Raw genomic sequence first — 11,256 nt, 5'->3', positions numbered from 1 at the left:
GCTCGGCGCCGTACGCTGCGCGCGTGACGAGCACGCTCCCGACCGGCAGCACGCTGCTGCGCCACGCCAGGGTCGTCCCGCTGCCCGACGGGCCCGGCGCGGCCCCCTCCGTCACGGGCACCTCCGGCGACCACCCCGACGGACCGCACGACCCGGTCGACGTGCGCCTCGAGGACGGCGTCGTCGCCGCCGTCTCCGCACCCGGCGAGCGCCTCGACCCCCGGCCGTGGGACGTCGTCGTCGACCTCGACGGGCGGTGGGTCCTGCCCGGCCTGTGGGACCACCACGTCCACATGGGCCAGTGGGCGCTCGCCCGGCAGCGCTTCGACGTGTCCGCGGCGACGTCCGCGCCCGAGGCGGCGGCGCTCCTCGTCGGCCGCCTGCGGGAGCGCGGCGCCGACGACGACTCCCTCCTCATGGCCGTGGGCTTCCGCGACGGCCTGTGGCCCGAGCCGCCGACGGCGTCCGTGCTCGACGACGCGCTCGCCGCGGCCGGTCTGCGGCCCACGCCGGTCGTCGTCGTGTGCGGCGACCTGCACAGCGCGTGGCTGAGCACGGCCGCGCTGCGCCGGTTCGGCGTCGTCGGGCACGACGACGGCGTGCTGCGGGAGGAGGACTGGTTCCCGCTCCTCGCGGCCCTGCAGGAGGTGCCGACGGACCAGCTCGACCGGTGGGTCGGCGACGCGGCCGCCGCGGCCGCCGCCCGGGGGGTCGTCGGGGTCGTCGACCTGGAGATGGCCGACAACGTCTCCGTCTGGGAGCGCCGGGTCGCGGGCGGCATGACGCAGCTGCGCGTCGCCGCGGGCATCTGGCGCGACCACCTCGACCGTGCCGTCGCGCGGGAGCTGGCCACGGGCGACGTCGTCGGCGGGACGCACGGGCTGGTCACGCTGGGGCCGTTCAAGGTGATCAGCGACGGGTCGCTCAACACCCGCACCGCGTACTGCCACGACCCCTACGACGGGCTGCACGGCCCCGACGCCCACGGCATCCTCAACGTGGCCGGTGACGAGCTCGTGCCGCTCATGGCGTACGCGACCCGCCACGACATCCACTGCGCGATCCACGCCATCGGCGACCGTGCGAACGCCCTCGCGCTGGACGCCTTCGAGGCGACGCGGGCCCGCGGCTCGGTGGAGCACGCGCAGCTCCTCGCGGACGACGACGTCGCCCGCTTCGCCCGGCTCGGCGTCGTCGCCTCGGTGCAGCCCGAGCACGCGATGGACGACCGGGACGTCGTCGAGCGCTACTGGGGCGACCGTGCCCAGCGCACCTTCCCGCTGCGGCGGCTGCACGAGGCGGGCGTGCGGCTCGCGTTCGGGTCAGACGCACCGGTGGCGCCGCTGGACCCGTGGCTGGCCGTGTCCGCGGCCGTGGACCGCGCCCGTGACGGCCGGGAGCCGTGGCAGCCCCAGGAGGCGCTGCCCGTCGGGGTCGCGCTCGCGGCGAGCGTCCGGTCGCGCGTCGCCGTCGGGGAGCCCGCGGACCTGGCGGTGCTCGACGCGGACCCGCTGACGACCCGCGGCGCCGCGTTGCGGGCCATGCCCGTCGCGGCGACGCTGCTCGCCGGCCGCTGGACCCACCGCACCTTCTGACGAGCCGGGGCCCGATCGCTGACGACCTGTGACCGTCGACCGGGGCCGGCGGCCGGGAGGGCAGGGCCGGTTTCGCGCGGACCGGTCCCGGGCCGCAGGATGGGCAACCATGAAGGCGACCCTCATCCACGGCGGCTCCGACATCCGCGTCGAGGAGGTGCCGGACCCGGTCCTGTCCGAGCGCACCGACGCCGTCGTCCGCGTCCTCCTCTCCTGCATCTGCGGCAGCGACCTGTGGGGGTACCGGCGTCCCGGCCCGCGTGAGGGCGGGCCTGCGCGCATCGGTCACGAGTTCCTCGGCGTGGTCGAGGAGGTCGGCGCCGACGTCACGACCGTCCGGCCCGGCGACGTCGTCATCGCCCCGTTCACCTGGAGCGACGGCACCTGCGTGCACTGCCGGGCGGGCGTGCACACGTCCTGCGTGCATGGCGGGATCTGGGGGAACGGCACCGACGGCGGCCAGGGCGAGGCCGTCCGGGTGCCGTACGCGGACGGCACCCTCGTGGCCGCGCCCGTCGGCCCCGACGACGAGCGGCTGACCGCGCTGCTGGCGCTCTCCGACGTCATGGGCACGGGGCACCACGCTGCGCTCGCGGCGGGTGTCGGGCCCGGCTCGCACGTCGCGGTGATCGGCGACGGTGCCGTCGGGCTGTGCGGGGTGCTCGCCGCGCACCGCCTCGGCGCGGAGCGCATCGTCCTGCTCGGGCGGCACGAGGACCGCATCGCGATCGGCCGTCGGTTCGGCGCGACCGACGTGGTGCCCGAGCGGGGCGACGACGCCGTCGCGCGCGTCCAGGAGCTCACGGACGGCATCGGCCTGCCGCACGTCATGGAGTGCGTCGGGATGCAGTCGTCCTGGGACACCGCGGTGGCGATCGCGCGGCCCGGCGGCACCGTGGGCTACGTCGGGGTGCCGAACGGGCTCGACGACGGCCTGCCGATCCGCGCGATGTTCAGCAACAACGTCGCCGTCCGCGGCGGTGTCGCGCCCGTGCGCGCCTACCTGCCCGAGCTCCTCGCGGACGTCCTCGCCGGCACGATCGACCCGTCGCCCGTCTTCGACCTCGAGCTGCCGCTGGACGGCGCTCCCGAGGGGTACGCCGCGATGGACGAGCGGCGCGCGATCAAGACCCTGCTGCGCCCGTGATGCCTCTGGCGCCCTCGGCGGACGGCGCGCGCGCGACCATGCGCGCCGTCGTCGTCGAGCGGTTCGGCGGGACCGGGCGCGTGGTCGACGTGCCGGTCCCGGCGTGCCCGGCCGACGGCGTCGTCGTCCGCGTCGAGGCGACGGGGCTGTGCCGCAGCGACTGGCACGCCTGGATGGGGCACGACGACGGCGTGACGCTGCCGCACGTGCCGGGGCACGAGCTGGCCGGGACCGTCGTCGAGGTGGGCCGGGAGGTGCGGTCCTGGCGCGAGGGCGACCGCGTCACCGTCCCGTTCGTGTGCGCGTGCGGGACCTGCGACGCGTGCCGGGCGGGGGAGCAGCAGGTCTGCGAGCGGCAGGAGCAGCCGGGGTTCACGCACGCCGGCTCGTTCGCCGAGCGGGTCGCGCTGCACCACGCCGACGTCAACCTCGTGCGGCTGCCGGACGCGATGTCCGCGGTCACGGCGGCCTCCCTCGGGTGCCGGTTCGCCACGGCGTACCGGGCGCTCATGGTCCACGGGCGGATCCGCGCGAACGACCGCGTCGTCGTGCACGGGTGCGGTGGCGTGGGGCTGTCGGCGGTGATGATCGCCGCGGCCGGCGGGGCGCGCGTCGTGGCGGTGGACGTCTCGGCGGCGGCCCTCGAAGCCGCCCGCGACGCCGGGGCGGAGGACGTCGTGGACGCCACGGGCCTGACGCCCGAGGAGGTCGCGGCGCGCGTCGTCGCGACGACCGACGGCGGTGCGCACGTCTCGGTCGACGCGCTCGGCTCCCGGGCGACCGCCGTCGCGTCGGTGCTCGGCCTGCGGCGACGCGGTCGCCACGTCCAGGTCGGCCTGCTGCTGGCGGGCGACGAGCGCACCCCCCTGCCGATGGACCGCGTCATCGCCTGGGAGCTCGAGCTCTACGGCAGCCACGGCATGGCCGCGCACGAGTACCCGGCGATGCTCGAGGCCGTCGCCGCCGGGGTGCTGCGGCCGGACCGCCTGGTGACGCGGGAGATCGGCCTGGACGAGGTGCCCGCCGCCCTCGCGGCGATGGGCGACGGTGCCGCCGGTGCCGGGATGACCGTCGTCGTCCCCTGACCTGACGCGAGTCCCGGTCCAGTGTCCCGGCGGGACGTCCGTCCCTGGCCGACGACGGCGCGGCCCGCTTGCCTGGGAGCGGAGGTGGTGGCGGTGCCCCGACGCCGACAGGTGCTCGCGCTCGCGGGCGTCGTCGGGGTGGTCCTCCTCCTCGCCGCCTGCGCTCCCGGTGCCAACGACGTCGCCGGGAGCGCCGACCCGACCGGCGCAGGCCCCTACGGCTTCTGGTGGGGTCTGTGGCACGGCGTCATCGCCCCGGTGACGTTCGTCGTCTCCCTGTTCAGCGACACCGTCGGGGTCTACGAGATCCACAACACGGGCGGCTGGTACGACTTCGGCTTCCTCGCGGGGCTGTCGATCACCTTCGGTGGGCCCGGCGGCGCCGCGGCGCGCGGTCGCCGCTGACCCGACCCGATGCTGTGCGGGCGTGAGCCGGCCGACGCTGCTGCGGGGACGCGCCCCACCCGCCGAGGGGTGGGCACCCCGGCTCCCGCGTCGGGCCGGCGGGTAGTCTGGCGCCGCATCCGGGGGGAACGCCGACGCGGGCTGCCCGGGGCGCCTCGTCAGAGTCCGGCCCCGGCTGGACCTCCAGCACAGATCCAGCACAGGAGTCTCCGTGGGACGTGTCGTCGTCGATGTGATGCCGAAGCCCGAGATCCTCGACCCGCAGGGCAAGGCGGTCGCGTCCGCGCTGCCGCGGCTCGGCTTCCACGGGTTCACCGGGGTGCGCCAGGGCAAGAGGTTCGAGCTCGAGGTCGAGGGCCCCGTGACCGACGAGGTCCTCGAGCAGGTGCGCAAGGCCGCCGAGACGCTCCTGTCCAACCCGGTCATCGAGGACGTCGTCCGCGTCGGGCCGGCCGACGAGCACGACGGGGCGCCGGCATGACCGGCGGGACCCCAGCAGCTGCCTCCGCGTCGGGCGACGGCTCGACCCGGCTCGGCGGCGCCCGGGTCGGTGTCGTGACGTTCCCCGGGACGCTCGACGACCGGGACGCGGCGCGCGCCGTCCGGCTGGCCGGCGGCACGGCGGTGCCCCTGTGGCACGCCGACGCCGACCTGCACGGCGTGGACGCCGTCGTCCTGCCCGGCGGCTTCTCCTACGGGGACTACCTGCGCGCGGGCGCCATCAGCCGGTTCGCGCCCGTGATGGGCAGCGTCGTGGACGCCGCGCGCGGGGGGATGCCGGTCCTCGGCATCTGCAACGGGTTCCAGGTCCTCGCCGAGGCGCACCTGCTGCCCGGCGCGATGATCAAGAACGACCACCGGGCGTTCCTCTGCCGCGAGCAGGTCCTCGCCGTCGAGAACGTCGACACGGCGTGGACGCGCGAGTTCGCGCAGGGTGAGCGCATCACCATCCCCCTGAAGAACCAGGACGGCCAGTTCGTCGCCGACGAGCGCACCCTCGACGAGCTCGAGGGGGAGGGCCGCGTGGTCTTCCGCTACCAGGGCTGGAACCCCAACGGCTCCCGCCGGGACATCGCGGGCATCTGCAACGCCGACGGCAACGTCGTCGGCCTCATGCCCCACCCCGAGCACGCCGTCGAGCCAGGCTTCGGCCCCGACGGCCCGCACGGTCCGCGTACGGGCACGGACGGCCTGCGCTTCTTCACCTCCGTCCTGTCGACGCTGGTCCGGCGGTCCGCCGCATGACGGCGGCCGCCACGCCGACCGCGCCGGTCCCGGCTGAGGCTTCCGTCACCCCGCCCGTGCCCGCGTCGTCCCCGGCGACCGGGCGGCTCACCGGGTCCGTCCCGACCCCGCACGGGGAGGCGCGCCTCGTCGCGCCCGGCATCACGATCACCCACATGCCGTGGACGCACCCGACGGCGCAGGCCCTCCGCCTCGAGCAGCAGCAGGAGATCGCCGCGATCTACGACGGCCAGGGCGACGTCTGCCAGCACCTGCCGGACGAGGAGATGCTGGCGACGGTGCTGGTGCACGTCGACGGGCAGGTCGCCGGATGCGCCGCCCTGCGCGACGGCTCGACCTACGGTGCCGGTACCGCCGAGCTCAAGCGGCTGTTCGTCCGGCCCGCGTTCCGTGGGCGCGGGCTGTCGGGCGTCGTCGTCGGCGAGCTCGAGCGGGTCGCGCGGGCTCTCGGGATCGAGCGGATCGTCCTGGAGACGGGGGACCGGCTGACCGCGGCCATCGCCCTGTACTCCTCGCGCGGGTACGACCGGATCCCCAACTACGGTCCGTACGCCGACGAGCCGTCGTCCTTCTGCTTCGCGATCGACCTGCGCGGCGACGCCTGAGCCGTGCAGCACGACCTCACGCTGACGGCGGGTGACGTCACCCTCGTCCCGCTGACCGTCGCCCACGCACCCGGCCTCCACCGGCTCGTCGACGACAGGCTGTGGTTCGGTATGACGTCGCCCACGCCCCGGCACACCGCCGACATGGCGGCGTGGGTCGAGGCGGCGCACGGCACGCCGGCCCGGTACGCCTTCGCCGTCCTCGGGCCCGACGGGGAGGTGCGCGGTGCCACCTCCTACTACGACGTCGACCCGGCGATGGGGCGGTGCGAGGTGGGCAACACGTTCTACGGGCGCGCCTGGTGGGGCGGCGCGACCAACCCGGCCTGCAAGCTGGCTCTCCTGGGCCACGCGTTCGAGGAGTGGGGCGTGCACCGGGTGGCGCTGCGTGCCGACACCCGCAACGCCCGCAGCGTCGCGGCGATGCGCCGCCTCGGCGCCGTGGAGGAGGGCGTGCTCCGCGGTCACCGCGTCGCGGCGGACGGGTCCCGCGGCGACACGGTGTACTTCTCCGTCCTCGCGCCCGAGTGGCCTGTGGTCCGGACGCGGCTGGAGGAGCGGCTCACCGCCACCGGCTGAGGCGTTCGACGACGACGACCGCGATCCTGCGTCAGCGCGGCGGGCCCACCGTGAGGCCGAGGTGACCGGCGAGGGCGGGAGCCAGGTCGAGCAGCTGCTCCTCGGTGATCGTCGCGCCCGCGAGCCCACCGATCCCGTCCACCCGGGACAGGTCGGCGCCGCGCAGGTCGACGTCCCGCAGGGTCGCCCGCGTGACGTCGAGACGGCGCACCGTGCAGCCGCGCAGCACGAGCCGCGTGACGCGTGCTCCGGCCAGGTCCAGCTCCCCGACGACGCACCCGTCGAGCCCGACGTCGGTGAGCTCGGCGTCCCGGAGGTTGACGTAGTCGAGCTTGCCGCCGTGCACCTCGACCCGCGTCAGCTCCGCGCCGAACCACGGCACGGCGCCCAGCCGGCAGTCGCGGACGACGACGTCCTGCCACGTCGAGGCAGGCGCGTGCAGCGTCCCCGCATGCAGCCGGGTGAGGGTGCAGTCGACGAGGCGGGCGTCGTCCAGGTGGACGTCGTCGACGGTGCAGTCCTCGAGGACGCACTCGGTGAACCGGGCGTCCGACGAGTCCTGCCCGCTGAGGTCGAGACCCGCGAACCGCTCGAGGTCGTGGTCCCCGCCGGGCTCGAGCGGTCCGGCGACGTCGGTCAGCTCCATGCGAGGACTCTCCCACCCCTCCACCCCACCGGACATCGGTTCCGCCCGCCCCACCCACCGGCGGCGAGATAGCGGGTCCCGCGCCAGGTAGCGGGCTCTTGCCCGCTGTCTCGCGTGCCACCCGCTATCTCGACGGCGAGAGGGGCGAGGAGGGAGGGCCGGCGATGGGCCGGCAGTCAGGGGAGCGGGGTCACCGTGCCCGTCAGGTGCGGCGTGCCCGTGCGCGGGTTCCACGCCGCGTACGCGAACCCGGCGCCCTCGCGGGCGACGCGCACGGCGACGGTCGACGGCAGCAGGACCGGCTTCGCGAAGGCGACGTCCCACCGGAAGGCGTCCCCGCGTGCCGGCCCGACGGCGGCCAGGGCCCGCGCGGCGGTGTCCATGCCGTGGGCGATCGTCCGGGGGAAGCCGAACGCCTTGGCGGCGAGCCGGTTCGTGTGGATGGGGTTGCGGTCGCCCGACACCGCGGCGTACGTCCGCCCCTCGTCCGCGGCCAGCCGCCACTGGGCGGTCGGGACCGGCGGGACGAACGACGGCCGTTCACCCGACGTGCCAGCACCGGACGCACCTGCACCGGACGCACCTGCACCCGACGCCCCGTCAGCCGTCACGCCGTCACCCGAGGCGCGCCCTCCCGCGACACCCTCATCCGTGCCGGCACCGTCGAGACGGACGCCTTTCGCCAGGTACGTCGAGACGCCCTCCCACGCGCGCTCGCCGTCCACGGACACCTCCGCGACCACGTCCACCATCACTCCCGCCCGGTGGGACCGCAGCGCGCGCACGTGCACCTCGACGTCGAGCGCGTCGCCCAGCCGCAGGGCGCGCCGCTGCTCGACGCGGTTGGCGACGTGCACCATGCCCAGCAGCGGCAGCGGGAACTCCGGGCGCACGAGGAGCGCCGTCGCGACCGGGAAGGCGAGCACGTGCACGAAGCCGGCGGGCAGCACGTCGTCGGCGCGCTCGCCGAGGAGGTGCTGGTACGCCGTGAGGTGGGCCGCGTCCGCCTGGACGCCGCGCACGACGAGCCGCGTGCCGGGGAGGTCGTCGGCCCGGACACCCGACCGCCGGGACGCCGCCGCCCGCACGGACCCGACGACGCCGCGCCCGTACAGCCCGCCGAGCGCCGGGACGGCCGGCAGCTCGACGACCCGCCCCGGCGCGCCGCCCGTCATCGGCCCACCATGTTCTGCCCGCAGACGCGCAGCGTCTCGCCGCTGATCCCGGCCGCCTGCGGCGACGCGAGGAACGCGATGGTCTCCGCGACGTCGACGGGCTGACCACCCTGCTGCAGGGAGTTGAACCGCCGCGCGAGCTCGCGCGTGGCGAACGGGATGCGGGCGGTCATGTCCGTCTCGATGAAGCCCGGCGCGACGGCGTTGATGGTGCCGCCGACCTCCGCGAGGGCCGGCGCGGACGCCGCCACGAACCCCACCACGCCGGCCTTCGACGCCGCGTAGTTCGTCTGCCCGCGGTTGCCCGCGATGCCGCTCGTGGACGCCAGGCACACGACGCGCGAGCCCTCGCCGAGCGCCCCTGCGGCGAGCAGCTCCTCCGTGATCCGCAGCGGTGCACCGACGTTGACCGCGACGACCGGGTCCCACTTCTCGGCGGTCATGTTCGCGAGCAGCTTGTCGCGGGTGATGCCGGCGTTGTGCACCACGACGTCCAGCCGCCCGTGCCGGGAGCGCACGTGCTCCAGGATGCGCGCCGCGGCGTCGTCGGCGGTGATGTCCAGCTGGAGCGCGCTGCCGCGCACCTCGTTCGCGACCTTGGCCAGCGCGTCCCCGGCGGCCGGCACGTCGACGGCGACCACGGTCGCGCCGTCGCGCGCGAGCACCCGGGCGATGGCCGCCCCGATCCCGCGCGCCGCGCCGGTCACCACGGCGACGGTGCCCTCCAGGGGCCGGTCCCAGTCCCCGGGCAGCGCGCCGGCGCCGGACGTCACCTGGACGAGCTGGCCGTCCACGAACGCGGAGCGTCCCGACAGCAGGAAGTGCAGCGCGCCCACCACCGACGGCGCCCCCACCGGCACGCCCTCCGCGACGACGACGCCGTTGCCCGTGGCGCCGCCGCGCAGCTCCTTGGCGACCGAGCGCAGGACGCCGTCGACGCCCTGCCGGGCCGCGGCGACCGCGGGCGAGGCGGCCGACGACGCCGGGCGCGACACCGTGACGACGCGTCCCCCCGGGGTGAGCCGCTTGAGCACGGGACCCAGCGCGAGCAGGGGCGTGCTCAGGGCCTCGGGGCCGCCCACCTCCGTCAGCACCACGACGACGGCGCCGTACCGCTCGTCGCCCGGGGCGTGCCGGCGGACGTCGAGGTCCCAGTCGAGCAGCTGCGCGGCCAGCGCGTCGGCGTCGGAGGACGAGGCGTCGTCGTGCAGGACGAGGACCGGCCCGGGCACCAGGGGGGCCCCCGGCCGGTACCGGCGCAGGACCGCCGGCCGCGGCAGGCCCAGCTGCTTCGCGAGCTTCTTCGTGAACCCGGCGTTGACGAGGTTCAGGTACGTGTCGGTCACGCTGCCTCCATGATCATGGTGATGGCCTGGCCGCCCGCGGCGCACACGGAGATGAGGGCACGCGGCGTGCCGCCGTCGGCCGCCTTGCGCTCGGCGAGGAGCTTCGCGGTCGTCGCCACGATGCGCCCGCCGGTCGCGGCGAACGGGTGGCCGGCGGCGAGCGAGGACCCGGTGACGTTGAGCCGGTCGCGGTCGACGGTGCCGAGCGCGCCCGGCAGGCCGAGCCGGTCACGGCAGAAGTCCTCGTCCGCCCACGCCGCGAGGTTGACGAGCACCGTGGAGGCGAAGGCCTCGTGGATCTCGTAGAGGTCGACGTCACCCAGGCCCAGACCGTTGCGCTCGAGCAGGCGCGCGACGGCGTAGGTGCCGGCCGTGAGGAGCCCGTCCGTGCCGTGCACGAAGTCCACCGCGCCCGCCTCGGCGTCGACGATCGTGGCGAGCGGGGTCAGGCCGCGCTCGGCCGCCCAGTCGTCGCTCGCGAGCAGCACGGTCGAGGCGCCGTCGGACAGGGGCGTGGAGTTGCCGGCCGTCATGGTCGCCGGGGTCTCGAGGGCCTTGCCGAACACCGGCTTGAGCTGCGCGAGCTTCTCGACCGACGTGTCCGCCCGCAGGTTCGCGTCGCGCGTGAGGCGCCGGTACGGCGTGAGCAGGTCGTCGAAGAAGCCGCGGTCGTAGGCGGCGGCGAGGCGGTGGTGGCTGGCCGCGGCCAGCTCGTCCTGCGCCTCGCGGCTGACGCCCCACGCGGCGGTCGTGAGCGCCTGGTGCTCGCCCATCGACAGGCCGGTGCGCGGCTCACCGGTCGTCGGCGCCGACGGCGCGAGGTGCGCCGGACGCAGCCGCGCGACGGCCTTGAGCTTCTGCTGCGGGGTCCTGGCCCGCGCGAGGTCCAGCAGGACCCGGCGCAGGGGCTCGCTGACGGCGATGGGCGCGTCGGAGGCGGAGTCGACACCGCCCGCGATCGCCGACTCCAGCTGGCCGAGCCGGATCTTGTTCGCGAGGCCCACCACCGTCTCCATGCCGGTCGCGCACGCCATCTGCACGTCGTACGCGGGCGTGCTGGGCGCCAGCGCGGAGCCGAGCACCGCCTCGCGCGTGAGGTTGAAGTCGCGCGAGTGCTTGAGGACCGCACCGGCCGCGACGGATCCGACGCGCTCGCCGGCCAGCCCGAACCGGGCCACCAGACCCTCGAGCGCCGCGGTGAGCATGTCCTGGTTCGAGCTGTGCGCGTACGGCCCGCCCGCACGGGCGAAGGGGATCCGGTTGCCCCCGACGACGACGGCGCGGCGTGCGCCCGCCACCCCGTGCCCGCTGCCCCCGGTCGTCTGCGTGCTGCCTGACTGGGTGCCTGACGGGGTGGTGCCTGACTCGCGTGCCGCCATCGCGGACTCCTTCTCGTCGGTGCGTACTCGTCGCTGAGGTCGTGCTGAG

Annotated in this window: 12 protein-coding genes; 8 read left to right on the top strand and 4 right to left on the bottom strand. The window is 75.8% G+C overall.

All coding sequences use genetic code 11. From position 1 onward, the window contains the following. The first annotated feature begins 23 nt into the window (after nucleotides 1–23). The 8 genes from LG379_RS15455 (at nucleotide 24) to LG379_RS15420 (ending at nucleotide 6,661) form a co-directional block, all read left to right on the top strand. Nucleotides 24–1,595, top strand: coding sequence for an amidohydrolase (locus LG379_RS15455; RefSeq protein WP_225755493.1), 1,572 nt, complete (start codon nucleotides 24–26; stop codon nucleotides 1,593–1,595). A 109-nt stretch (nucleotides 1,596–1,704) separates the two neighbouring features. Beyond that, nucleotides 1,705–2,742, top strand: a complete 1,038-nt coding sequence (locus LG379_RS15450; RefSeq protein ID WP_225755492.1) for a zinc-dependent alcohol dehydrogenase family protein — start codon at nucleotides 1,705–1,707, stop codon at nucleotides 2,740–2,742. 38 nt (nucleotides 2,743–2,780) lie between these two features. Then, on the top strand, nucleotides 2,781–3,827 hold the full coding sequence (locus LG379_RS15445) for an alcohol dehydrogenase catalytic domain-containing protein (RefSeq protein ID WP_225755750.1): 1,047 nt from the start codon (nucleotides 2,781–2,783) through the stop codon (nucleotides 3,825–3,827). A 93-nt stretch (nucleotides 3,828–3,920) separates the two neighbouring features. After that, a complete protein-coding gene (locus LG379_RS15440) occupies nucleotides 3,921–4,232 on the top strand; it encodes a hypothetical protein (protein WP_225755491.1) in 312 nt (103 codons plus the stop codon). A gap of 211 nt (nucleotides 4,233–4,443) precedes the next feature. Further along, nucleotides 4,444–4,713, top strand: coding sequence for a phosphoribosylformylglycinamidine synthase subunit PurS (purS, locus tag LG379_RS15435; RefSeq protein ID WP_225755490.1), 270 nt, complete (start codon nucleotides 4,444–4,446; stop codon nucleotides 4,711–4,713). Continuing rightward, nucleotides 4,710–5,477, top strand: a complete 768-nt coding sequence (gene purQ / locus LG379_RS15430; protein WP_225755489.1) for a phosphoribosylformylglycinamidine synthase subunit PurQ — start codon at nucleotides 4,710–4,712, stop codon at nucleotides 5,475–5,477. The genes purS and purQ overlap by 4 nt, the downstream gene beginning before the upstream one ends. Beyond that, nucleotides 5,474–6,082, top strand: a complete 609-nt coding sequence (locus tag LG379_RS15425) for a GNAT family N-acetyltransferase (protein WP_225755488.1) — start codon at nucleotides 5,474–5,476, stop codon at nucleotides 6,080–6,082. Before purQ ends, LG379_RS15425 begins: the two co-directional genes overlap by 4 nt. Before the next feature lie 3 nt (nucleotides 6,083–6,085). Continuing rightward, nucleotides 6,086–6,661 (top strand): GNAT family N-acetyltransferase, encoded by a 576-nt coding sequence (locus LG379_RS15420; protein WP_225755487.1) that lies wholly within the window; start codon nucleotides 6,086–6,088, stop codon nucleotides 6,659–6,661. Between the two features lie 31 nt (nucleotides 6,662–6,692). On the opposite strand, the gene LG379_RS15415 is transcribed toward LG379_RS15420, so the two are convergent. The 4 genes from LG379_RS15415 to LG379_RS15400 form a co-directional block, all read right to left on the bottom strand. Further along, nucleotides 6,693–7,307 carry a pentapeptide repeat-containing protein gene (locus LG379_RS15415; protein WP_225755486.1) on the bottom strand — a complete coding sequence of 205 codons (615 nt, stop codon included), beginning with the start codon at nucleotides 7,305–7,307 and terminating at the stop codon, nucleotides 6,693–6,695. Between the two features lie 176 nt (nucleotides 7,308–7,483). Continuing rightward, nucleotides 7,484–8,482, bottom strand: coding sequence for a MaoC/PaaZ C-terminal domain-containing protein (locus LG379_RS15410; protein WP_225755485.1), 999 nt, complete (start codon nucleotides 8,480–8,482; stop codon nucleotides 7,484–7,486). Continuing rightward, complete coding sequence (locus LG379_RS15405) at nucleotides 8,479–9,828, bottom strand: 3-oxoacyl-ACP reductase (RefSeq protein WP_225755484.1); 1,350 nt, start codon at nucleotides 9,826–9,828, stop codon at nucleotides 8,479–8,481. The genes LG379_RS15410 and LG379_RS15405 overlap by 4 nt, the downstream gene beginning before the upstream one ends. Next, the gene (locus LG379_RS15400; RefSeq protein WP_225755483.1) at nucleotides 9,825–11,207 is read right to left on the bottom strand and encodes an acetyl-CoA C-acetyltransferase; all 1,383 of its coding nucleotides are present in this window, start codon (nucleotides 11,205–11,207) and stop codon (nucleotides 9,825–9,827) included. Before LG379_RS15400 ends, LG379_RS15405 begins: the two co-directional genes overlap by 4 nt. Nucleotides 11,208–11,256 lie beyond the last annotated feature (49 nt).

The sequence above is a fragment of the Actinotalea sp. Marseille-Q4924 genome, from assembly GCF_916618755.1.
Classification (GTDB): Bacteria; Actinomycetota; Actinomycetes; order Actinomycetales; family Cellulomonadaceae; genus Actinotalea.
This window is presented reverse-complemented; position numbering and strand designations above follow the sequence as displayed.